This window comes from Lentzea guizhouensis, from assembly GCF_001701025.1.
Taxonomy (GTDB): domain Bacteria; phylum Actinomycetota; class Actinomycetes; order Mycobacteriales; family Pseudonocardiaceae; genus Lentzea; species Lentzea guizhouensis.
This window is the reverse complement of record NZ_CP016793.1, coordinates 4918869-4941282: the sequence shown is the minus strand read 5'-3', so window position 1 is coordinate 4941282 and position 22414 is coordinate 4918869. Positions and strand designations below refer to the sequence as shown.

The 22414-nt window shown below is 69.7% G+C and carries 24 protein-coding genes and 2 pseudogenes; 12 read left to right on the top strand and 14 right to left on the bottom strand.

The features are described from left to right. Positions 1-22: 22 nt before the first annotated feature. Both BBK82_RS24445 and BBK82_RS24440 read right to left on the bottom strand, forming a co-directional pair. Positions 23-1183 (bottom strand): hypothetical protein, encoded by a 1161-nt coding sequence (locus BBK82_RS24445; RefSeq protein WP_065917089.1) that lies wholly within the window; start codon positions 1181-1183, stop codon positions 23-25. Between the two features lie 82 nt (positions 1184-1265). Continuing rightward, the gene (locus BBK82_RS24440; RefSeq protein ID WP_065917088.1) at positions 1266-2441 is read right to left on the bottom strand and encodes an FAD-dependent oxidoreductase; all 1176 of its coding nucleotides are present in this window, start codon (positions 2439-2441) and stop codon (positions 1266-1268) included. Between the two features lie 75 nt (positions 2442-2516). Between BBK82_RS24440 and BBK82_RS24435 the strand changes: the two genes are divergently transcribed. From BBK82_RS24435 to BBK82_RS24425, 3 genes are all read left to right on the top strand, one after another. Next, positions 2517-3119 carry a TetR/AcrR family transcriptional regulator gene (locus BBK82_RS24435; protein ID WP_065921320.1) on the top strand — a complete coding sequence of 201 codons (603 nt, stop codon included), beginning with the start codon at positions 2517-2519 and terminating at the stop codon, positions 3117-3119. Positions 3120-3181: 62 nt separating this feature from the next. Beyond that, positions 3182-4441, top strand: a complete 1260-nt coding sequence (locus BBK82_RS50475) for a hypothetical protein (RefSeq protein ID WP_065917087.1) — start codon at positions 3182-3184, stop codon at positions 4439-4441. Continuing rightward, positions 4438-5643 carry a vWA domain-containing protein gene (locus BBK82_RS24425; protein WP_065917086.1) on the top strand — a complete coding sequence of 402 codons (1206 nt, stop codon included), beginning with the start codon at positions 4438-4440 and terminating at the stop codon, positions 5641-5643. Before BBK82_RS50475 ends, BBK82_RS24425 begins: the two co-directional genes overlap by 4 nt. 2 nt (positions 5644-5645) lie before the next feature. On the opposite strand, the gene BBK82_RS24420 is transcribed toward BBK82_RS24425, so the two are convergent. The 3 genes from BBK82_RS24420 to uvrA all read right to left on the bottom strand — a co-directional run bounded on the left by BBK82_RS24420 (position 5646) and on the right by uvrA (position 9307). Next, entirely contained in the window at positions 5646-6116 is a 471-nt protein-coding gene (locus tag BBK82_RS24420) for an SRPBCC family protein (protein WP_154697469.1), read from the bottom strand. 129 nt (positions 6117-6245) lie between these two features. Then, the gene (locus tag BBK82_RS24415) at positions 6246-6428 is read right to left on the bottom strand and encodes a hypothetical protein (RefSeq protein WP_154697468.1); all 183 of its coding nucleotides are present in this window, start codon (positions 6426-6428) and stop codon (positions 6246-6248) included. After that, on the bottom strand, positions 6428-9307 hold the full coding sequence (gene uvrA / locus BBK82_RS24410) for an excinuclease ABC subunit UvrA (protein WP_065917084.1): 2880 nt from the start codon (positions 9305-9307) through the stop codon (positions 6428-6430). Before uvrA ends, BBK82_RS24415 begins: the two co-directional genes overlap by 1 nt. Before the next feature lie 223 nt (positions 9308-9530). On the opposite strand from uvrA, the gene BBK82_RS47680 reads away from it, so the two are divergent. After that, entirely contained in the window at positions 9531-10283 is a 753-nt protein-coding gene (locus BBK82_RS47680) for a maleylpyruvate isomerase family mycothiol-dependent enzyme (protein ID WP_083268123.1), read from the top strand. Positions 10284-10378: 95 nt separating this feature from the next. On the opposite strand, the pseudogene BBK82_RS24395 reads toward BBK82_RS47680, so the two are convergent. Then, positions 10379-11209, bottom strand: a pseudogene (locus tag BBK82_RS24395) (acyltransferase family protein); the annotation flags it as partial. A 232-nt stretch (positions 11210-11441) separates the two neighbouring features. Here BBK82_RS24395 and BBK82_RS24390 point away from each other — a divergent pair. Continuing rightward, positions 11442-12119 carry an MBL fold metallo-hydrolase gene (locus BBK82_RS24390; protein ID WP_065917081.1) on the top strand — a complete coding sequence of 226 codons (678 nt, stop codon included), beginning with the start codon at positions 11442-11444 and terminating at the stop codon, positions 12117-12119. Positions 12120-12160: 41 nt separating this feature from the next. Here the strand turns inward: BBK82_RS24390 and BBK82_RS24385 are convergent, their stop codons facing one another. The 5 genes from BBK82_RS24385 to BBK82_RS24370 all read right to left on the bottom strand — a co-directional run bounded on the left by BBK82_RS24385 (position 12161) and on the right by BBK82_RS24370 (position 14781). Further along, positions 12161-12565, bottom strand: a complete 405-nt coding sequence (locus BBK82_RS24385) for a type II toxin-antitoxin system VapC family toxin (protein WP_065921317.1) — start codon at positions 12563-12565, stop codon at positions 12161-12163. Further along, positions 12558-12836 (bottom strand): type II toxin-antitoxin system Phd/YefM family antitoxin, encoded by a 279-nt coding sequence (locus BBK82_RS47675; protein WP_071812660.1) that lies wholly within the window; start codon positions 12834-12836, stop codon positions 12558-12560. The genes BBK82_RS24385 and BBK82_RS47675 overlap by 8 nt, the downstream gene beginning before the upstream one ends. Positions 12837-12917: 81 nt before the next feature. Then, positions 12918-13442, bottom strand: a complete 525-nt coding sequence (locus tag BBK82_RS24380; RefSeq protein WP_154697467.1) for a hypothetical protein — start codon at positions 13440-13442, stop codon at positions 12918-12920. Then, positions 13406-14152, bottom strand: a complete 747-nt coding sequence (locus BBK82_RS50470; protein ID WP_154697466.1) for a hypothetical protein — start codon at positions 14150-14152, stop codon at positions 13406-13408. Before BBK82_RS50470 ends, BBK82_RS24380 begins: the two co-directional genes overlap by 37 nt. 47 nt (positions 14153-14199) lie before the next feature. Further along, complete coding sequence (locus tag BBK82_RS24370) at positions 14200-14781, bottom strand: DUF7711 family protein (RefSeq protein ID WP_154697465.1); 582 nt, start codon at positions 14779-14781, stop codon at positions 14200-14202. 29 nt (positions 14782-14810) lie between these two features. Here BBK82_RS24370 and BBK82_RS56095 point away from each other — a divergent pair, with 29 nt between their 5' ends. The 4 genes and pseudogenes from BBK82_RS56095 to rnhA all read left to right on the top strand — a co-directional run. Further along, the gene (locus BBK82_RS56095; protein ID WP_269466125.1) at positions 14811-15833 is read left to right on the top strand and encodes an amidase; all 1023 of its coding nucleotides are present in this window, start codon (positions 14811-14813) and stop codon (positions 15831-15833) included. A gap of 80 nt (positions 15834-15913) precedes the next feature. After that, on the top strand, positions 15914-16570 hold the full coding sequence (locus BBK82_RS24360; RefSeq protein WP_065917077.1) for a hypothetical protein: 657 nt from the start codon (positions 15914-15916) through the stop codon (positions 16568-16570). Continuing rightward, on the top strand, positions 16570-16989 hold the full coding sequence (locus BBK82_RS24355; RefSeq protein ID WP_237048353.1) for a DUF1801 domain-containing protein: 420 nt from the start codon (positions 16570-16572) through the stop codon (positions 16987-16989). The genes BBK82_RS24360 and BBK82_RS24355 overlap by 1 nt, the downstream gene beginning before the upstream one ends. Positions 16990-17000: 11 nt before the next feature. Continuing rightward, positions 17001-17438: pseudogene (rnhA, locus tag BBK82_RS24350) on the top strand (ribonuclease HI); the annotation flags it as partial. Positions 17439-17688: 250 nt separating this feature from the next. On the opposite strand, the gene BBK82_RS24345 reads toward rnhA, so the two are convergent. Further along, positions 17689-18315 carry a class I SAM-dependent methyltransferase gene (locus tag BBK82_RS24345; RefSeq protein ID WP_237048351.1) on the bottom strand — a complete coding sequence of 209 codons (627 nt, stop codon included), beginning with the start codon at positions 18313-18315 and terminating at the stop codon, positions 17689-17691. Further along, a complete protein-coding gene (locus BBK82_RS24340; protein WP_065917075.1) occupies positions 18312-19448 on the bottom strand; it encodes an aminotransferase-like domain-containing protein in 1137 nt (378 codons plus the stop codon). The genes BBK82_RS24345 and BBK82_RS24340 overlap by 4 nt, the downstream gene beginning before the upstream one ends. A gap of 75 nt (positions 19449-19523) precedes the next feature. On the opposite strand from BBK82_RS24340, the gene BBK82_RS24335 reads away from it, so the two are divergent. From BBK82_RS24335 to BBK82_RS24325, 3 genes are all read left to right on the top strand, one after another. Continuing rightward, on the top strand, positions 19524-19979 hold the full coding sequence (locus BBK82_RS24335) for a GyrI-like domain-containing protein (RefSeq protein ID WP_083268121.1): 456 nt from the start codon (positions 19524-19526) through the stop codon (positions 19977-19979). Positions 19980-20044: 65 nt separating this feature from the next. Next, on the top strand, positions 20045-20356 hold the full coding sequence (locus BBK82_RS24330; protein ID WP_065917074.1) for an ArsR/SmtB family transcription factor: 312 nt from the start codon (positions 20045-20047) through the stop codon (positions 20354-20356). A gap of 3 nt (positions 20357-20359) precedes the next feature. Beyond that, positions 20360-21241, top strand: a complete 882-nt coding sequence (locus BBK82_RS24325; protein WP_237048349.1) for an SRPBCC domain-containing protein — start codon at positions 20360-20362, stop codon at positions 21239-21241. On the opposite strand, the gene BBK82_RS24320 is transcribed toward BBK82_RS24325, so the two are convergent. Beyond that, complete coding sequence (locus BBK82_RS24320; RefSeq protein WP_154697463.1) at positions 21238-22050, bottom strand: hypothetical protein; 813 nt, start codon at positions 22048-22050, stop codon at positions 21238-21240. The genes BBK82_RS24325 and BBK82_RS24320 overlap by 4 nt on opposite strands. Positions 22051-22414: the final 364 nt, after the last annotated feature.

The following is a 22414-nucleotide window of genomic DNA, read 5'->3' as shown; positions in this document are numbered from 1 at the left end:
CCGCCGGGGCTCCTCTCTCCCCTTATCGGCCGGCGCGCGATCCGTCGGCCTTGGTGGCCCACCACTTCCCGCCAACGCCCTGCCCGTTGGCATCACCGCAGACCTCGTCCCCTGCGTAGAGGTACTGCGGCCACCCCGCGACGGTGAGCTGCTTCTTCCCGTCCCGCTCGATCGTCCCGACGAGTGCGGAGTCCACGCCCTGCACCTGGAACCCCTCGTCGACGAAGGCGGGCGGCCACTGCTCCGCGCACCCACCGGTGCAGTTGCTGGTGGGCGGGTCGGCGGAGTCGTCGTCGAACCGGTAGAGCGTCATGCCGTCTTTGTCGGTGGCGATGACGCCGAGGTCCGCGACCGTCGCGCTGGTGAGCGCGATCGCCTTGTTCTGCTGGGCCTTCTTGCCGTCGACGGCGGTGGCGAACCACTTCGCGACCGTCACGCCCTTGGCCTCACCGGGCTTGGCGTCGTTCGTGAACGTGTACTGCGGCCACCCGGCCACGGTCAGCTGCTTCTTGCCGTCCTTGCGCGCGACGGTGCCGAGCAGCTTCGCGTCGACTCCCTTGACCCGCGGCGCCGACCCCTCGACGAGCACCGGTGGCCAGTTCTCGGCACAGCCGCCGTCGCAGGTGGACGCCGGTGGCTGCGCGGTGTCGCCGTCGAACCGGTACAGCGTGAGGCCCGCGGCGTTGGTCAGCACCGCGCCGAGCCCGGTCACGACACCGGTGCGGGCGGCCAGCACCGTCGCGGCACCGTCGGAGCCGGTCGCGAACCACTGTCCCTGCAGCCCCTGGCCCTTGGTCTCGCCGGGCCTGGTGTCCTTGGCGAACCGGTACTGCGGCATCCCGCCGATCGTCAGCTGCCGGGACCCGTCCCCGCGCACGATCGACCCGACGAGCTCCTGCGCGACCCCCTCGACGGCGAAGTCCTCGCTGGACACCGTTGCGGGAGGCCAGGCCGCGGCACACTCACCGTCGCAGGTGGACACTCCGGGCGTGTCCTTGCCGAACCGGTAGAGCGTGAGGCCCTTGGCGTCGGTCACGACGGACCCGAGCTCGGCGATCTCGGCGACCTTGACCGCCACCGCGGACTCCTGCGCCACCGGCCGGCTCTGCGTGGTCGTGGTCGAACCGCAGGCCGTCAGCGCGAACAGCCCGGTCACCGCCGCGAAGACCGCGAGGCGTGTCATGGTGAACCTCCTGGTTCGTGCCCTCCAACACCATCCACACGCAGGGCCGCCAGGTGCGGTTCACAAAGATCTTGAAGAATTTCTACCCGGCGAACATCGCCCGCTTCAGCGCAGGTACGGCGCTCGCGGTCCGCAGCACGGTCTTGAACACCGTCCGCGCCACCGGGCCGCCGTCGGCGAACTGCCTGGCCGCCCGCAACGAGTCGCGCACGGCCGCGAACCCGTAGTCGTACATCTCGGCTTCGTACCGCCCGATCGCCGCCACCGGATCACCTCCCTGAGCAAGTTCCCGTGTCAGCAGCTGCGCGTCCCGCAACGCGACGTTGGCGCCGACCCCGCGCATCGGTGTCATGGCGTGCACGGCGTCACCGAGCACGGTGACCCGCGACGGCGTCCACCTGTCGATCACCCGCGCCGACCTGATGTGCCACTGCGAGATCGTCTCCCGCGGCGACTCCGCGACCACCCGCCGCAGGTCGGGACTCCACCGCGCGATCCGCCGCAGCACCTCGGCGCGCAGGTCGAGTCCGTCGTGGACGGTCAGGTCCGCGGCCGCGAACGCCCACATCAGGTACGGCCGCTCGTTGTCGAACAACAACCCCTCGGCATCGGTGACGCCCAGACCGTCGTGCACCGCCAGGAACATCCCCGCTCGCCCGGTCGGCACGACCGTGTTCGCCCGCACGGTCAGCTCCGCCGGCACCCAGTCGTGCTCGTCGAGGAACAGCTTGCCCGCGACCGCCGCGATGCCGACGTCCTCGCTGCCCCCGTGCGGCAGGTACTGCCGGCGCACCCGCGACCGGATCCCGTCCGCGCCGACGAGCACGTCACAGGACGCCGTCGTGCCGTCCGCGAAGTGCAGCGTGATGTCGTCGCCCTGCTCGTAGCGCTCGAACCGCTTGCCGAACCGCACGTCCAGCCCGTCGAGCAGCACCTGCCGCAACGTGATCCGGCTGGCCGAGTAGTGGTTCTCCACCTTGGGGTCCAGCAACAGCAACGGCGTGAGCCGCTCGGTCAGGAACCCGAACCCGTCACCGCCGGTGCGCCCGGCCGTGCGTTCGAAGCGCTGCCAGTTCCGCTCGGGCAAGCACTCCCGCAACGCCGCGGCGCCGTGCGGGTTGATGTGCACCCGATAGCCCTGCAACCGGTCCGTGCGTGAGCGTTCGCGCTCGTACACCTCCACGTCCATGCCGGCCTTGCGCAACCCGTGCGCCAGGCACAGCCCGCCGATTCCCCCACCCGCGATCGCGATCCTCATGCCGCCCACTATCAACCGCACGGTTGATTAAGTCAACCAGACGGTTGAAAACGCAGGTTGGGCTACCGTGTCGCCGTGGATCAACGCCGTTCGCCCAGCCCCGCGGAACGCAAGCGCGACCCGGAACGCACGCGGGCCCGCATCATGGAGGCGGCCGCGGCGGAGTTCGGCGCGAAGGGCTACGCGGCGACCCGCACCACTGACATCGCAGCGCGCGCGGGCGTGAACAAGCAGCTGATCTCGTACTACTTCGGCGGCAAGGAAGGCCTGTACCGCGAGATCGCCACGTCCTGGCACACCGAGGGCAGGGCGATGGCGAGCCCCGACCAGCCGCTCGACGAGGTGATCGCGGCGTTCGTGATGACCACCGCGCACAACCGCGACCAGGGCCGGCTGTGGGCGTGGGCGAACCTGTCCGGCGACATGCCGCCGGTCGACGGCGAGTTCCTCAGGGCGCAGGCCGAGATGTTCCGCGCCCGCCAGAGCACCGGCGAGATCCCCGCCGACCTCGACCCGAACATGCTCCTGCTCGCGCTGATGGCGGCGGCCGCGGCACCGCTGACGCTGCAGGAGACCGCGCGCCAGCTCACCGGCGAGGACCCGGCGACACCGGAGTTCGCCGAGAAGTACGCCGCGCAGCTGGGCCGATTGGTGCGTCATCTGTCGGCCAACGGCTGATTTGCTTTCATTCCAAACCTGACGAACCTCCCCGTCGCCATCCTCCGGTCCAGGGGAGGCAGATGGATCCGATCAGACCCGACATCACCGCACGGACCGGTCCGGCAGGGCTCACTCCAGCGGCGTCGAGTGCGATCGAAAGCGCACACAGCACGAAGGCCACCGAGTCGGCTGAGCCTCCGAAGTACGCGGTGAACGTCGACCGCTCCAAGAACTTCGTCATCGGCGACAACGCGCAGCTGCGGACCACGTTCGTGCAGCTGCCTCGGAGCGTGCGCCGGTTGCTGGTCGTGCTGCTGGTGGGCGTGCTCGTCGTGGCGTCCGGTTTCGTGGTGTTCCGCTGGGTGGTTCCGACGTTCGCGCCGATCTACAAGACGGCGTTCCTGATCGACGCCGCCGAGGGCGACCTGGCGAGCGTGGTCGGTGCACTGGACACGGTCGTCGGCAACGCCGGCGACAACGACTCCCAGTCGTTGCGCAGCTTCGGCGGCGAGTGCGGCTCCGACGACAACACCACGCAGCTCGTCGGGTTCGGCACCGGCAACCGCCAGGACATCGCCGAGGCCGCGAAGTCCCTGCGGCAAGGCACAAAAGCCACCCTGCAACGCGGGATCGTGGAGGCGGTCAACGACTTCACCACGCCGTTGTCGCTGAACGCCAGGCAGGTCAACCGGATCATCGTCGTGACCAGGCACGGCCGCGACGCCTGCGATCCCGACGACGAGTTCGTGCGCACGCAGATCCGCGACCGGGTGACCGCCGCCGGGCTGAGCATCGAGTTCCGGTTCATCGGCTACCAGGTCGGCGACGACGAACCGCTGCAGGAGCTGGCTTCGACGCTCTCGATGCCGGAGCCGACGTTCACGAGCTCGCCGGAGTACCTGCGGCGGGTGCTGCACTGGTTCACCACGCTCGAACCGGTGCTGCGCTCGTCGCAGTCGGTCGTCGGCGTGCTCAACCCGACCGTCGAGAAGCTCAACTCGGCCACGAAGTCGGTGGAGGACGGCCGTTTCGACCTCGCGGAGGCCGCGCTGACCGAGGCCCGCCGCGCCGTCGTCGACCTGCAGATCGAGGACCTCGACGGCCGCACCGGCGCACCGGAGGCCGTGCGGCTGCGGGACATGTCGGTGCGGCCGCGCACGTTGCAGACCGAGGTGGTCACCGCGGCGGAGACGTTGCTCGACACGGCTCGTTCGGGGCGGAACCTGAGCGAACCGCTCGACGTCTACACCCGTGCCGCCGCCGCGTACAACGCCGAGGCGCAGAAGATGACCGAGGAGCTCACCTCGTTGCGCGCCAAGGGGCCTGGGGGAACAGGATGAAGCGCTGGTTGCCGGTCGGAGTCACCGTGGTCGTGGTGCTGGGCCTGATCAGCGGCGGCCTGGTCTGGTTCCTCACCCCCGCTCACCGCACCACGTTCCTCATCGACTCCTCCGAGTCCGCCGACTTCCGCGACGTCGCCGAGGCCGTGAGTTCCGCCGCCTCGAACATGTCCGATGACGACGCCCTGGCCCTGCGCCGTTTCGGCGGCACCTGCGACGCCCCGAACACCGAGGAGCTCGTCACGCCCGGCACCGGCCAGGCCGCCCGCATCGGCGACACGGCCCGCGCCATCACCCCGGCCGGCCAACCCACGTTGCTCAGCGGTGTGCTCGCCGCGATCGACGACTTCGCGCGCACCTACCCGTTCCGCGGCAGTGAGACCAACCGGATCGTCGTGGTGGCCCGGGGCGGTGCCGACGCGTGCGGCAAGAACGCCGACGAGATTCGTACGATCATCAAGGAGCACACGGAACGCGCGGGCGTGCGGATCGACTTCCGGTTCGTCGGTCACAAGCTGACGCCCGAGCAGGCGAAGGTGCTGAACGCGATCGCTCAGGCGACCGAGGCGCGCGCCACCCGTTTCACGAAGGACACCGCTGAGCTGGTCACCACGATGAAGGAGGTGTCGGTCCCGGCGTCGTTGGTGGCGCAGGAGGTCGTGCTGCCGAAGTCACCGTGTGAGCAGGTGACGCCAGACGCGCTGAAGGCGCTGTACCGGCCGGAGCCCGGCACGGTCTTCGCGGACATCAAGTGCGCACAGGACCGCTACGCGTTCGGTCAGCTGCGCTCGACCACCATCGAGTCGAACGAGATGCCGGTCCTCTTCGAGTTCAAGGACGGTGCGTGGCAGGCCGTGAGGGCGCAGACGGACATGCCGTGCGGTGAGGTGCCCGTGGACGTGTGGAAGGAGCTGGCCTTCCACTGCGTCGGCGCGGAGCCGGTCGTCTGCCGTGATCGCGCGCCACGGGTGCAGGACCTCAGCGGCGGCTGGCTCGGCTGCGGGGCCGCCATGGACATCGCGGGCCGTTACCGGGCAGCGATCGACGCCGGTCAGGCGCAGGGCCAGGGCTTGTTCTGGGACTCCGGTGAATGGTCTTGCTCATGGCCTTACGAGGAGAGCGGTGCCCACGTCGCGGCCCCGCTCAGGTGCACGCAGACGAGCGACGGGCGGATGGCCGTGGAGATCTGGAGCCAGTACTGAGGTCAGGCGGTGTCGGGCCGGCTCGCCGCCCTGATCTCCAGCTGCTGCTTCAACCCCTTGAGGCCGCCGCGCATCATCAGGTCGTGGTTGCCCCGGAGGAACGGCTTGGCGATCAGCACGAGCCGCCGCAGCAACGCCTTGTTGACCACGACCTCCTGGTCGAACACCAGGTCCGTGCCACCGTCGCGGCCGATGATCTCCCAGCTGGCGAAACCCTCGAGGTCACCGGACAGCGTGGCGCGCAGCAAGCCCGCCTGCTGGTTGCGGATGCTGTGCCGCACCCGCACGACGAGGTCGAAGGGCAGGAACGAACGGCACCGGAGCTCGCCGGTCTCGTCGTCGATCTTCGTCGCCGACCGGATCTCGTGCCACCACAGCGGGTAGTTCGCGATGTCGGACAGCACCTCGTACACGGCTGCCGGAGGCGCGCAGACGTGCCACACGCTGCGGAACCGGTAGCGGTTGAGGGACACGGCCGACATCATCCCGGATAGCTCGGTCGAGTGACAGACTCCCGGCGGAAGTCACATCACAGGGCCGATTCCACCTGCCCGGGAATCCGGCTCAAGCGGCGTTCGAGCACCGCGCGAGCCGGTCCGGGTTCACTTGTCGGCGAGGTGAGGAAGCCGTTCCAGGGTTCGCAACCAGCTGACAGCCGCGACACGGCGGAGTGCCTGCTCCGACATGTCGAGCGCCTCGACGAGGCTGAAGGGGTACGCCACGGGCACGCCGCGCGACGCCGCAAGGGCGCGCTCGCGGTGGGCCAGCGCATCGAGTGGGATCATCACCCTGCTGCTGACACCTCCTCATTCCCGAGCACCTGCAGCAGGAACTGCCCCGTGTAGCTCTCCTTCACCTCGGAGATCTGCTCGGGTGTGCCCTCTGCCACGACCATACCGCCGCCGGAGCCTCCTTCGGGACCCATGTCGACGATCCAGTCGGACGTCTTGATGACGTCGAGGTTGTGCTCGATGACGATGACGGAGTTGCCCTTGTCCACCAGGCCGTTGATCACGCCGAGGAGCTTGCGGATGTCCTCGAAGTGCAGGCCCGTCGTGGGCTCGTCGAGGATGTAGACCGTCTTGCCGGTCGACCGCTTCTGCAGCTCGGAGGCGAGCTTCACGCGCTGCGCCTCACCACCGGACAGCGTCGGCGCCGGCTGGCCCAGCCGCACGTACCCGAGACCGACGTCGACCAGCGTCCGCAGGTGGCGGTGGATGGCGTTGATCGGCTCGAAGAACGTCGCGGCCTCCTCGATCGGCATGTCGAGGACCTCGGAGATCGTCTTGCCCTTGTAGTGCACCTCGAGCGTCTCGCGGTTGTACCGCGCGCCCTTGCACACCTCGCAGGGGACGTAGACGTCCGGGAGGAAGTTCATCTCGATCTTGATCGTGCCGTCGCCGGCGCACGCCTCGCAGCGGCCGCCCTTGACGTTGAACGAGAACCGGCCCGGCTGGTAGCCGCGGACCTTCGCCTCGGTCGTGGCCGCGAAGAGCTTGCGCACGTGGTCGAACACGCCGGTGTAGGTGGCGGGGTTCGACCGGGGCGTGCGGCCGATCGGCGACTGGTCGACCCGCACCAGCTTGTCGACCTCGTTGAGGCCGTTGATCCGGGTGTGCCTGCCGGGCACCTGGCGCGCGCCGTTGAGCTTGTTCGCGAGCACGGTCGCGAGGATGTCGTTGACCAGCGTCGACTTGCCGGAGCCGGACACCCCGGTGACGGAGGTGAGCGTGCCGAGCGGGAACGACACGTCGATGCCGCGCAGGTTGTGCTCGCGCGCGCCGACGACCGTGAGCTGGCGCTTCTTGTCGATCTTGCGGCGCTTCGCGGGCATCGGGATCGACTTGCGGCCGGACAGGTACGCGCCGGTGATCGAGTCCTTGTTGGTCAGCAGCTTCTTGTACGGGCCGCTGTGCACGACCTTGCCGCCGTGCTCGCCGGCGCCGGGGCCGATGTCGACGACCCAGTCGGACGTGCGGATCGTGTCCTCGTCGTGCTCGACGACGATCAGCGTGTTGCCGAGGTCGCGCAGCCTGGTCAGCGTCTCGATCAACCGGTGGTTGTCGCGCTGGTGCAGGCCGATCGACGGCTCGTCCAGCACGTACAGCACGCCGACCAGGCCGGAGCCGATCTGGGTGGCGAGCCGGATGCGCTGCGCCTCACCGCCGGACAGCGTGCCGGACGCGCGGTCGAGCGAGAGGTAGTCGAGGCCGACGTCGAGCAGGAAGTGCAGGCGCGCCTGGATCTCCTTGAGCACCGCGCCCGCGATCATCGACTCGCGCTTGCCGAGCTTCAGGCCGTCGAGGAACTCCGAGCACTCGCCCACGCTCATCGCGCAGACCTCGGCGATGGACTTGTCGCCCTTTTTCCCGTGGTGCAGCGTGACGGCGAGGATCTCCGGCTTGAGCCTGGTGCCGGCACACGCGGGGCACGGGACCTCGCGCATGTAGCCCTCGTACTTCTCCCGCATGTACTCGGACTCGGTCTGCTCCTGGCGCCGTTCGAGGAACGGGATCACGCCCTCGTAGTTGGCGTAGTAGGAGCGCTCGCGACCGTAGCGGTTGCGGTAGCGGACGTGCACCTGCTCGTCGATGCCGTGCAGGACCGCCTTCTGCACCTTGGCGGGCAGCAGCCGCCACTGCTGGTCCATCCGGAAGCCGATGGTCTCGCCGAGCGACTGCAGCAGGCGCGTGAAGTACTCCGCGGTCTGCCCGCCGGCCCACGGGGCGATGGCGCCGTCCTCGAGCGACAGCTCGTCGTCCGGCACGACCAGCTCCGGGTCGACCTCCTTGCGCACGCCGATGCCGGTGCAGACCACGCACGCGCCGTACGGGGAGTTGAACGAGAACGACCGGGGCTCCAGGTCCTCGATCGCGAGCGGGTGGCCGTTCGGGCAGGCCAGGTTCTCCGAGAAGCCCCTGATCCGCTTCGGGTCGGTCTCCGGCAGGTCGACGAACTCCAGCTCGACCAGGCCGTCGGCCAGGCGCAGCGCCGTCTCCACCGAGTCGGTCAGGCGCTGCTTGGACGACGCCTTGACGCTGAGCCGGTCGATCACCACGGCGATGTGGTGCTTCTCCTGCTTCTTGAGCTTGGGCACCTCGCCGAGCGCGTAGACGACGCCGTCGACCTTCGCGCGCGAGTAGCCCTGCGACTGGAGGTTCTGGAACAGGTCGAGGTACTCGCCCTTGCGGCCGCGGATGACCGGCGCGAGCACCTGGAACTTGGTGCCCTGGTCCATGGCGAGCACCTGGTCGACGATCTCCTGCGGCGTCTGCTTGCCGATCGCCTCACCGCACTGCGGGCAGTGCGGCTTGCCGGCGCGGGCGTAGAGCAGGCGCAGGTAGTCGTAGACCTCGGTGATGGTGCCCACGGTCGAGCGCGGGTTGCGGCTCGTGGACTTCTGGTCGATCGACACCGCGGGCGAGAGGCCCTCGATGAAGTCGACGTCGGGCTTGTCCATCTGCCCGAGGAACTGGCGCGCGTACGCCGACAGCGACTCGACGTAGCGGCGCTGCCCCTCGGCGAAGATCGTGTCGAACGCGAGGCTCGACTTGCCGGAGCCGGACAGCCCCGTGAAGACGATGAGGCTGTCCCGCGGCAGGTCGAGATCCACGCTGCGCAGGTTGTGCTCGCGGGCGCCGCGAACGACAAGACGGTCTGCCACTGGGGTCCCTTCGGCTGCTGTTGGCGGGGCCTTCACGCCACACTCTTCCGAACAAGCGTTCGAAGCGTACTAGCATCGGAATGGTGGCTGCGACCGGCCCGCCGACCATGCTAGGTGCCACCCCTGACAAAAACGGATCGGGCGGCTCGCGCATTCCCCTGAGCAGGCTCTACCTCCTAGGCTGGACACTTCGATCAGCCTCAACGTCGGGGAGAGGCAGCACATGACCTACACGCCGTCCACGCAGCACACGCCGGTGCCGTCGCCACGAGGAGTGCCCGACCGGCACCTCAACGCCGTGCGGCAGGCGACGGACGTGCTGTACGAGGTCGTCGAGGAGCTGGACGAGGCCGCGGTGCGCGGCGCGAGCCTGCTGCCCGGCTGGACCCGCGGACACGTCGTCACCCACCTCGCGCGCAACGCCGACGCGCTGGTGAACCTGCTCACCTGGGCCAGGACCGGGGTCGAGCACCAGGCGTACACGTCGCGGGCCGACCGCGACGCCGACATCGAGGAGGGCTCGCGCCGGCTGCTGCAGGTGATCAAGGCCGACCTGGACTCCGCGTGTCAGCGCTTCGAGACCGCCTGCCGGGAGCTGCCCGCGCACTCGTGGCGGTCCGAGGTCACCGCGCCCAAGGGTGCGGTCATCCCAGCCTCTACCGTGCCGTTCCTGCGGCTGCGCGAGGTGTGGATCCACCTGGTCGACCTGAACGCCGGTGTGACGTTCGCCGACCTGCCGGCGGAGTTCGTCGTGGACTTCCTCGACGACGCCGTGCAGCAGTTCGAGGGCCGCGTCGAGCCGCTCGCCGTCGAGGTCGCGCTGCCCGACGGCACTCAGCGCATCTGGGGGCTCAACGGCCCGGCCAGCCGCAGCTCGGTGAGCGGGTCCGCGAGCGCCGTGCTGGCGTGGCTGACCGGCCGTTCCGACGGCGCCGACCTGCGCGGAGAGGTGCCGGAGCTGCCTGACTGGGTCTGAGTCAGCAGCCGGTAGGCGGGCTGTTCGACGAACCGGGTCAGCGCCCAGCCGAGCACCAGCGCCGAGGTCACGAACCCCGCCGGCAGCCACCAGGACCGCAGCCCGACGAAGTGCATGCGGTCCATCACCACGGTGCCGATCTGCTGGTGCATCAGGTAGACGCCGTAGGAGACGCCGGCCAGCCACGTGACGGGCTTCTCGATGGCGGTGAAGAACACCCAATCGGGTCCAGCGGCCGCCGCGCACACGAGCAGTAGCAAAACCCCCAAGCCGAGCGTGGACCCGTACTCGGTCGTGTGAATCGCCTGCGCCACCAACGTGGCGGTCAGCAGCGCGCCCAGATGCGGGGTGCTCAGCCGGTGTTTGGACCACAGCCAGATGGCAATCCCTGCGGCGAAGAGCTGCGCACGGTGCAGCGCGAACCCGTTGTAGATCATGAAGAGCGTGTCTGAGTGGTCGAGCAACGGCCGCAGCAGCAACGGGGTGACGATGAGCACCCACAGGAAGACACGCAGCCCGGTGCCGCGCAAGCGTTTCACCAGCAGCGCACCCGCGACGAACGCGCAGATCTGCACCGGCACGGTCCAGTACGCGAAGTCGACGATGTCGACGTCCGGGAACCACTGGTTGACCAGCAACAGGTTGTAGACGACGTCACGGCCGTCGAGCTGGCTCCACCCCTGCGGCGCGACCCATCTCTGCACGGCATAGGTGACCAGCACGGCGACCATGTAGGCGGGCAGCAGCCGCGCGAGTCTTCTCCACAGGAACCGGCCGGGCCTGCCGTGGCTGAGCGTGGCACAGGCGAAGAACGCCGAGACGACCATCAGGGTGCTGGCACCCATCGACATCGGGAAGGTGAACGGCAACGGCCCCAGGTCGGGGTGGCTGCTGACGCTGGTGACCGTGGCGTGGTGGAGCAGCACGCACCCGATGGCGACGACCCTGAGCACGTCCCAGCTGACCCGCCGGACCGCCTGGGGCTTGTGTCGTTGCGCTGGAATCACGAGAGGTGGGGACCTGTTCGTCGATGCGGAGTCTTGGTGCGTTCGGAGTACGCGGCGACGGATTGTTGACCTTTACTTACCCTATGAGTGCAACCTGTATGCAACCTGAAGGTGTGCGGCGCACCGCTTCGAGCGACTACCGTCAGCCACCGTGGACGTACTCGAGAACTACACCGGTCACGTCGAGCCAGGCGGCCCCGCAACCCGCCGCACCCTCGCCGCGCTGACCATCACGAAGATCTCCGTCGGACCGATGGACAACAACGCCTACCTGCTGGTTTGCCGGTCCACGAACGAGGCGCTGCTCATCGACGCGGCCAACGACCACGAGCGCCTGACCGACCTGCTCGGCCACATCCCGACGCGCCCCCGCCTGCGCACGATCGTGACCACCCACCAGCACGCCGATCACTGGCAGGCACTCACCTCCCTGGCCGGCGCCCACGACTGCACCACCGTCGCCCACGAGCTCGACGCCGCCGTCCTCCCCGTCCCCCCGGACGTCCTGGTGGACCACAACGACACCATCAACGTGGGCGAAGTCCCCCTGACGGTGATCCACCTGCGCGGCCACACCCCGGGCTCGATCGCGATCCTCCACGACGACTCCGAGGGCCACCCGCACCTCTTCACCGGAGATTCACTCTTTCCGGGGGGTGTGGGAAAGACCACGTCGCCCGACAACTTCGCCTCGCTCATCAACGACGTCGAAGACAGGCTGTTCGCGGTGCTGCCCGACGACACCTGGTTCTACCCCGGTCACGGCGACGACTCGACGCTGGGCAAGGAACGCCCGTCGCTCGCGGAGTGGCGCGCCCGAGGCTGGTGAGCTCAACGAACGGGGAGCCCGTCAGCGCGGGCTCCCCGTCGTCACACTTCGATGATCGTGACCATGTCGTCGAGCCCTTTGAAGTCTTCGGCATTGCGTGTGTAGAGCGGCAATCCACGCGATGAAGCCACGGCGGCGATCATCAGGTCCGTCCGCCGAGGTTTCGGATTCCGGTTCGCCGCCATCGTCAGCGCAACCAACGTGCCGTATCGGGCGGCCGCCTGCCCGTCGAAGGGCAGTGGTTCGAAGTCCACAATCGCCGCGCCGAGCTTTTCGGTGCGTGCGGCTCTGGACGCGGCATCCCCGGCCATCGCCACGCCCTGATGCAACTCAGCCACCGTGACAGCGGTGAGCTCGGGCATCGCCGGTAGATCAGCGGGGTCCAGAAGACCGAGGTCGATGTAGACGCACGTGTCGAGCACTCCAGACTCAGGACGGTCAGCCACGACTGTGCTCCCACGGGTCAGAGTCGCCCACACGGTCTTCATCGCCGAAAAACTCATCGGCTTCCTGACGCATGCGCGCATGGTCAACCCGAGGCAGGGTTCTGTGCCGCTCGACAAGCTCCTCGGCAGTCAGCCGTCGGCGGCGAGGCAAAGGCCGGAGTTCTGCGACCTCTACACCGTTACGCGTCACGTGGTAGGTCTCACCCGCCTCCACCGCGTCCATCACGGCTGCGGAGTGGTTGCGGAACTCCCGCTGGCTGATGACCTTCACACAGTGAGTGTAGCCCCACGTAGCACAGAAGGCTACGCTAGTCCGGACTTGTCCATCGCTTGCGCGGCTGATGACTGCTCGTCACGCAGCCGCCTTCGCCCGGTGGTCCAGCACCGCGATGACCACCAGCGCGGCCGCCGCCACGCTCAACACCAACCCCCACAACGACGTGTACTCCGTCTCCGGCAACTGCCCCCACACCCGCCGGTAGTCGAGCAACGGCTGCACCACTTGCCGGAACCCGTCCGCGAACGCCACCACCAGCAACCCGAGCGCGACCGGCAACGCCCGCAGGTGCACCAGCACGGGCGCGGCGGTCGCGGCCGTCGACGTCACCGCGGCCATCGCCAGCCCGATGACCAGCGACCCCAGCCCGCCCTGCGTCACGTCGACGTACTCGCCGGTGAACTCGACCACCGTCACCACGAGCACGGCGAGCGCCGCGCACGCCAGCGCCGCCACCACCGTCGGCCGCCGCAGCTGCGCCGCGAGCACCCCGACCCCGACTCCGATCAGCGCGGCGGGCGCGTACCTCGACACCCCGCTGGCGGACATGTACATCGCGAGCGTCACCGGCGCGGCCACCGCGAACAGCACGAGCCCCACCGCCGCCGTTCTGAGCAGCGCGCCACGTCCCAGCGCGATCGCGAGCCCACCGGCGCCGACCAGCAGCAACACCCCCGCCACCACCGGTGCGAACGAGACCAGGTGACCGGCCACCGCCACCACCACCGGCAGCAGTGCCGCGAGAACACCCACCACCCTGGTCCGCCGGGCGAGCGGCTCGGCCGACACCTTGCCCGTCCGCGCCGCGACCACCGCCAGCACCGCGCCGGCCACCGCGAGCCCGCCAGCGTGATCTCGAGCGCCGCCGGCCGCAGTGGGCTCGACAGCCACGACAACCCGAGGAACAACGTCCCCAGCAGCGGCACCGCGACGACCACCGCGGCCAGCGCGGCGTCCCGTGCGGCCGCGAGCGCGCCGAGGACGATCAGCACCGCCCCCGCGCTGCCCAGCGACGCCACGATGCTCGCGATACCCGGCCGTGAGCTCGTCAGGTGCACGTGCGACTCGGTCGTCGCGACCAGCACCCCGAGCGTCCCCGCCACCAGCAACCACGGCCACCGCCGCGAGAACCACACGCCGACGACCGCGGCCACGAGCGGCATCCCGAGCGTGGCGAACGCGTACTTGCTCAGCTCGAAGTGCGCGGCGCGGGTGGACACGAGCTCGGTGTCGCTGACGGTGAACAGGGCCAGGAGAGCCAGCACGACCGGCCCCCAGAGCCAGCCGAGCTCACGACGGGTGTTCTGCACAAGCGCGGAACGTAGCCCAGCCGCTGCCGGGCCGGAGTGGAATCGGATCAGTTGACCACGTCGAGCAGGTCCAGGTAGCCGCCGCTGATCCGCCACAACGCGTCCGAGTACGGCGTCAGCTTGCCGGGCGCCCAGCGGTGGTCGGTGTAGGTCTGCTGGGCCGCCCGCAGTGCCGCGAGGCTGACGTCCAGCTCCTCCTCGACCCGCTTGCGCAGCTCGTCCGGCGTCGGCGCGGGCTGCCGGACCAGCTCACCGGTGCCGTCGCTGAGCGCGACGAGCGTCTCCTCGGCGATCCCGTCGGCCGCGCTCCACACCAGCGCCGGTCGCTCGATCCGGTGGTTCCACACCGGCGCTCCCGCCGACCGCCAGAACGGCGTGAACGGGTTGCGCGACAACCGCGTCGAGTTCGCCCAGTGCTCGGCCCCGACCGGCTCGCCGTGCCACGGCACCTCCTCGACCGGCAGGTCCGCCACCAGCGCGACCTCGATCGTCTCCACGTCACGGGGCACGTCCAGCAGGCCGCCGAAGACCCACAGCTCGACCACCTGGAACCGGAAGAACGAGGCAGGCAGCTCGCCGCACTTCTCAGCGAGCTCACCCAGGTGGTGCACAGCACGAGTCCACTTCACCCGCACGATCCTCCCGCATGATGAGCGTGATGCCCGAACCGACCGCCACCGAGATCGCCCACGCCGTCACCACCGGCGCCACCACCGCCGTCGAGCAGGTCACCGCCGCCCTCGCCCGCCTCGCCCGCGTCGAACCGGCCCTGTGCGCGTTCGCCGAGGTGTTCCCCTCCGCCCTGGCCCACGCCGCCGAGGTCGACCGCCGCGTGCGCACCTCGTTCCTCCCCCTCGCCGGCGTCCCCATCGCCGTCAAACGCGGCGAACGACGCTCCCACCGCGACCACCTGATCGCCCTGGGCTGCGTCCCGATCGGCCTCACCACCACCCCCGATGGCACCACCCCGTGGCAGACCTGGGGCCGCAACGCCCGTGGCGTCACCCGCAACCCGTGGCACCTCGACCGCACCCCCGGCGGTTCCTCCGCAGGTTCCGCCGTCGCCGTCGCTTCGGGCGTCGTCCCCCTCGCCACCGGCGTGGACGGCGCGGGCTCGATCCGCATCCCGGCCGCGTGGTGCGGCGTTCTGGGCTTGAAGACGACCTCCTCCGAACGCGCCGCCGTCGGCGTCTTCGCCCGCCATCCCGACGACCTGGCCCTCTACCTCGGCTGCTCCGGCACGTCCCCGGTGACCGCGGCCTGGTCCCCCGACCTGGGCTTCGCGTCCGTCGACCCCGCCCAGGCAGCGGTGGCCTCCTCCGCCGCGCAGGCGTTGTGCCCTCGCCCGGCGGACCTCGTGCTCGCGGACCCCGCCGACGACTGGTTCGCCCACCGCTGCGGCCCGAACCCCGCGCTGGACGCGTTCTTCGAGACGACGGACCTGCTGCTCACCCCCGCGACACCCGGCCCGCCGCACGGTCACGACGGACCCGGCGCGCAGTTGAACACCAGCCTCACCTGGGCGTTCAACCTGAGCGGTCACCCGGCGGTGAGCATCCCGGCTGGCTTGTCCGGTGGTCTGCCGGTCGGTCTGCAGGCCGTCGCCCGGCACGGTCACGAGGCCGATCTGGTCACGGCCGCACGGCTGGCGCACGTGCACCTGGAATGCCCTTCCCGCTGAGCCGATCGGGTGCTTTGGCCCCAATCCACCCCAGCCGCAGCGGCGTGTGCGGTCTCCTCGTCGCCCGAGGAGGCAACTCGATGGCTCGGCGAATCGGCGGCAAAGGTGGCGGATCGGATCCCGGCGCGGGCAAGGCCGGGGTGACCGTGGCCGCCGCAGCGCTCGCGGTCTCGGTCGCGGCCGGCAGCGGAGGAATCTCCCTCGGCGGCGGAGCGTCCACGACCGCCGTCGACTCGGTGGGGATGAACCTCACCAGGGCGAAGTCCGAGGGCAGGAAGTCCGCCCGCAAGGGTGATGCCGACGGCGCCTGGCGCCAGCTCAACATGCGCACGCTCAAACGCACCGCCAAAGCGGAAGCACAGTGCCTCACGCACTCGTTCGGGCAGGTCCGCGACCACTTCATGCGCAACCCGTGCAAGTCGCTCGACCGCACCCTGCTGGCGGTGGGCGACGACCGGGGCAACGTCGCGGTCGTGTCCGTCGCGTGGGTCGGCTTCCGCGGCCGCCGCGAAGCCGGCGAGTTCAAGCGGCTGATCGACGTGCACGGAACCGGCGACATCACCCCGCTCGCCGCCCCGTTGCTGGACCTGGCCGACGTGCGTTTCACCGCGCTGCACTACCAGTCCCGCCCGGACGGCGACACAGTCGTGATCGCGGAGGCCGAGACCGCGTCCGGCCAGGTCAGCGGCGACGTTCTCGACGCGCTGGCCGACATGGCGAGCTGGCTGCCCCGCTGATGTCGAAATCCGCGACCCAGCCGCGACACCCGGACATGCACACCGACCCGCGCGTCGACGCCTACATCGCCGCCCTCCCGGACTGGCAGCAGGACATCTGCCGCCAGGTCCGCGCCCTCGTCCACGAGGCCGACCCCTCCGTCGAGGAGACGATCAAGTTCACCGACCGCCCCTACTTCGTCCTCGACGGCAACATCTGCGCCCTGCTCGGCACGAAGGACCACGTCAACGTCTTCCTCTACGACAAGGCCGCCGTGCCCGACCCGCACAACATCATCACCAGCGGCCACGCCAACAAGACCGCCCGCATGATCTCCGTCTACCGCGACCAGCCGGTCAACGCGCCCGCGCTGGTCGAGATGTTCCGCCACATCATCGCCGCCAACCGCCGTCGCAGAACTGTCGGACCTCGTCGGTAATCTCAGGACGCATGGAGGTCGAGATCTACACCGACGGCGCGTGCAGCCCGAACCCGGGACCGGGTGGCTGGGGCGCGGTGCTGCGCTATGGCGCGCACGAGAAGGACATCTACGGCGGTGAGATCGGCCCCACGACGAACAACCGCATGGAGTTGATGGCGCCGATCATGGCCTTGGAGGGCCTGACCCGGCGTTCGACCGTGCGGCTCTACACGGACAGCACCTACGTCCGCAACGGCATCACGTCCTGGGTGCACGGCTGGAAGGCGAACGGCTGGCTCACCAAGTCGCGCGAGCCGGTCAAGAACGCCGACCTGTGGCGCCGGCTCGAAGCCGCGGCGGACCAGCACGACGTCGAATGGCACTGGGTCAAGGGCCACGCCGGCCACCCGGAGAACGAGCGCGCCGACCGCCTGGCCGTGCGCGGCGTCGAGGAGGTGACAGGACGCGAGATCACGCAACCGCAAGCAAAACCCAAGAAGGCGACCAAGCCCAGGCAGCCGCAGAAGCCGAGCGGCAACCCGTGCGGCACGCCCACGAAGAAGGGCACGCCGTGCCCGATCACCGCGGGCCCGAGCGGACTGTGCCACATCCACGACCCGGCCCTGCAGTGCGGCGCCCTCACCAAGAAGGGCACGCCCTGCACGATCGCGACCGGCGGCGGTCGCTGCGAACACCATCAGCACGCGATGGAGCTCTTCAGCTGACGGCCTCGTAACAGGAATGCACGGCAGGCTGCCCCGTGTAGTTGGGGCCGGCCCGGTCGTCCGCGCCCAGATAGCTGAACGGCACCGTCGGCCGCCCCGCACCGCTGAAGCTGACAAGACGTCGTCGCGTGTCATAAACGAACCCGGCCGCGCGCAACGCCTTGGTGAGCACACGGCCGTATGGGCTGCCATCGGCCCGACGCACGCTCGCGATGTCGAAGTTCGCGACGAACAAACCACCCGGCGCGAGCCATGACACCGCACGCGTCAGCATGCCCAGCTTGTCGCCCACGTAGTGCAACCCGTGCACACACGTCACGAGGTCGACCGGCTCAGCCGGTTCCCACTGGTCGACCGGCGCGACCACGAACCGCAGCCCAGGACGTTCCGGCATGTGGTGGTCGACCAGGTCCACGCCCACGACCGCCAGGTCCTCGCGCGCCGCCTCCGCCAGCGCTTTGCCCGTGCCACAACAAAGATCCACCCACCGCGTGCCGGGCGCGAGCTCCAGCGACACCCCGAGCTCGCGGCGGTACCCGGCCAGACCGCGCTCGCGGTTCATGGCGCAGTTCGCGACGACCGACGAACGCCACAGCGTCTCGTCGTCCAGCAAACTCACCTCAGCACCTTCGCCAGCCGCGCCATGCCCTCCGCGATCCCATCGGAAGTGTTGCTGGTGAACGACATCCGCAGTGTTGCGTGGTCCGGCGTGGTCGCGAAGAACGACGCACCGGGCACGAAGGCCACATCGTGCTCCAACGCCTGTTTCACCAAGACCGCGGCGTCCACCTCCCCCGGCAACCGCAGCCACACGAACATCCCGCCGTCCGGGTCGGTCCACGTCGTACCGGGAGGAACGGTCGCGGGCAGCGCACCGATCATCGCGTCCCGCCGCCGCCCGTACTCGGCGCACAACCGCGCAACGTGCGCGTCGAGGTCGTTGTGCGCCAGGTACACCGCCGCCGCTGCCTGGTCCACAGTGGACGTGTGCAGGTCGGCAGCCTGCTTCACGATCACCAACGCCCGCAGCAGGTCCGCGGGCGCCCGCAACCACCCGAGCCGCATGCCGGGCGCGCCGATCTTCGAGAAGCTGCCCAGGTAGATCGTTCGATCGCTGATCGATGCGAGCGGTGCGACCGCGTCACCCCGGTAGCGGAGCTCGCCGTACGGGTCGTCCTCGACCACCCACAGACCGGCGGCCGCGGCGATGTCGGCGACCTCGGCCCGCCGCGTGGCCGACAGCGTGCGGCCGGTCGGGTTCGCGAACGTCGGCACGAGGTAGAGCAGCGACGGACGGTGCGTGGCCACGACCTCACGCAGCGAACCCGGAACCAGCCCGTCGGCGTCGCTCGCGACCGGCACCACGCGGGCTCCCACCATCTGGAAGCATTGCAGCGCAGCCAAATACGTCGGCTCCTCCACCGCCACGACGGCGCCGGGCTCCAGCAGTGCCGTGGCGACCAGCGTGAGCGCCTGCTGCGAACCGGTGGTCACGAGGACGTCCGATGTGGGCAGTCCGCGGCCGGTCAGCCGCTCGCAGATCAGCCCACGCAACGTGGAATTTCCTTCTGTGGGCGCGTATTGCAGCACTGAACGGTCCTGCAACGCCTTGTCGTAGGCGATGCGCAGACCGTCCAGGTCGAACAGTTCGGGCGCGGGAAGCCCGCCTGCGAAGGAGATGACCTCGGGACGGGAGGTGAGCGCGAGCAGGTCGCGCACCGGGGAACTGGCGACGTCGAGGGCGCGGGGCATGAACGCCACGGTATCCGCAGCGAGGCTCCAGCCGATCGCGGATTTTTTGTCAGGGGTCGTGGCTAGTTTGGACCCATGGACATCGAAACACGGGAAGAGCAGCCCTACGCGGCGATCAAGGGCACGGTGACGCTGGAGACGTTCGGCAAGATCGCCGACCGCTTCGGAGAGGTCATGCAGTGGCTGGCCGATCGGGAGTTACCGATCCTCGGAGCACCGTTCCTCCGGTACTTACGCGTGACGGGCACCGAGTTCGAGGCGGAGGCCGCCATCCCCACCATCGCCGAGGTGCCCGCGGCCGGCGACGTGTTCTGTTCGACGCTGCCGGCCGGTCGGTACGCGGTGGAGACGCACGTGGGCCACCCGGACGGCCTTCTCGAGGTGACCGAGCGGCTCCTCGCCCGCGACCTGCCGTTCGACCGCGCCGGCGACAGCTGGGGCGCGCGCCTGGAGACGTTCTTCACCGACCCGGCGGTAGAACCCGACCCGCACAAGTGGACCACGGAGGTGGCCGTTCGCTTGATCGACTGACCGCTTCGAGCCCGCGGGGACGGGCACACCGAGCGCTCATATGCCACCTCAGCTATATTGCTGGCATGGCATCTACCTTCGCCGTGCTGGCGGATCCGAGTCGCCGGGAGATCCTCGACCTGCTGCGTGAACGCGAGCAGCCGGTCGGCGACCTCGTCGACCGGCTGACGCTGACCCAGCCGACCGTGTCGAAGCACCTCAAGGTGCTGCGCGAGGCCGGCCTGGTCGAGGTGCGCACGGACGCCCAACGCCGCTGGTACCGGGTCAACCCGCGCCCGCTGGCGGAGGTCGAGGCCTGGCTCGCGCCCTACCGCGCGATGTGGGAGAAGAGCCTGGACGCACTCGAACGCCGGCTCGACGAGATCGAAGGGGACTGACCCGTGGACGCGGAACTGCAGATGATCGAGGGCAAACCCGTGCTGCGCTTCGAGCGCCGGCTGCGGCACTCGCCGGAGAAGGTCTGGCGGGTGGTCACCGAACCGGCCGAGATGAAGCACTGGTTCCCGGCCGAGGTCACGATCGACGGCCGCACGCTGCACTTCACGTTCCCGGACGCCGCACCGGTCGACGCCAATGGCGGCGAGGGCGAGCTCCTCGAGTCCGACCCGCCGAAGGTCTTCGCCTTCCGCTGGGCCAACGACGTGCTGCGCTTCGAGATCCTGCCGCAGGACGACGGCTGCCTGCTGGTGTTCACCGCGGTCGTCACGTCGAAGCTGTCCGTCGGCCGCGACGTCCCCGGCTGGATCACCTGCCTCGACGCCCTAGTCGCCCACGCCGACGGCACCGAGTTCACCCCACCGACCGAGTGGCTCTCCCGCATCGAGCACTACATCGCGAAGTTCGGCCTCGACGAGGGCACCGACGCCGCCGACGGCATCCACTTCGCCCGCGACCTCGTCTGGACCCCGCTCGACGACGTCTGGTCCCTGCTCACCGAGGGCACCACCGCCACCGTCCCACCGCGCGCCGCCCACCCCGGCATCACCCCCGGCCGCATCACCCGCGCCGAGGCCCCCCACCTGCTGGAGTACGAATGGCTCCAGGACGGCACCCCTCAGGGCGTCGTGCGCTGGGAGTTCCAACACGAACACCTGCAGGGCACCACAGCCACCCTGTTCCACAAAAACGCCCACGGCCCAGAAGCTCTCGCCGCCTGGCACGTCCACATGGAACTCTTCTTCGCCGCCACCCAAGGCGACATCCGCTGCCCGTGGCCCACCGCCCGAGAGGAGGAACTCACCAAGCGCTACGCCTCCCGCTAGTCCCCGCCCGGCAGCTCACCCACCCCGGCGACCGCCGCAAACCGGTCCACCCCAACACCACTGATCAGCAACCGCTCCTTCCGGTTGCCGAGCAGCCGCTGGGTCCAGTCGACAAAGCCGCCGTCACCGATCTCCTCCCCGTGCAGGAACACCTTGAAGCACAACCCCTGGTAGTAGCCGGCACCGCGCGACGGGTCCACCACCAACCCGCCGCGCAACGCCTCGAACCGCGGGTCCACCACGCTGACCCGCACCTCGACGTCGCCACACGCCTCCCGCAGAAACGCAAGGTGCTCCTCAAACGCCTCGCGCTCGAACGCAAGGGACCCGCGGTCCCGACCGGCCGTCACCGCACCGAACAAGGTGAAGTGGGCAAACCGGCCAGTGCCTTCGAACCGCTGGGCCCGCACGACCCGCTGCACGCCGGCAAGCCGCACGACGTCACCGGCACGCGCACCGGCATCGGCACGTGCAGCAGCGTCCGTGCGTGCGGCGACATCGGCACGCCGCACCGCCGCCTCCAGTGCGAGCGCGTTGGTCGGGTCGGCAGCCACCTCGGTGCCGCGCACGGTCGACAGGACGTTGTTCTGGTCAACCGCCGCAACCACCGAACAGGTGCCAAGCGGCACAACGGGCGCAAGACCGACCACCGAGAACGACGCGGGCAAGGCGGCGAGCAAACGATCCTCGGCGGCGCGCAAGTCGGCGAACGACAAGGCGTACGGCGCGACGAATCGGTCGGACCGGTAGCGGCGCAAGACGTCCGCGGGCGACAACGCATCGGCGCGGCGGCGCATCAGGGCCAGCAAGGCGGTGGTGAGCTCGCTGCCGGACAGGCGAGCGAGGGCGTCCAGCACCGCAGGCCCGCCGAGGGTGCGCAGGACGCGGGTCAGTGGGGTCATGGGATCCATGGTCCTGACCGGGGCCAACGGATTTGGAAGTTGCCCAGGGACGGAGAGGCCGAGCGGGTGGGCTCGGGTCCGAGGCGCGGCGGGTGCGGGGCGAGCCACGAGAAGTCCGGCTCAGGGGCGGGCAAGTTGCGACGCCGCCGCAGGGCGGCGTGCATCGCGGTCGCCGGGCCGGGGCGGGTCCAGGCGCATCGGGGCGATAGCTGGCTGGACCGGGTTGGCCGGGCTGGTCCGGGCCGATGCACGGGTCTGGGCTGGCGCACCG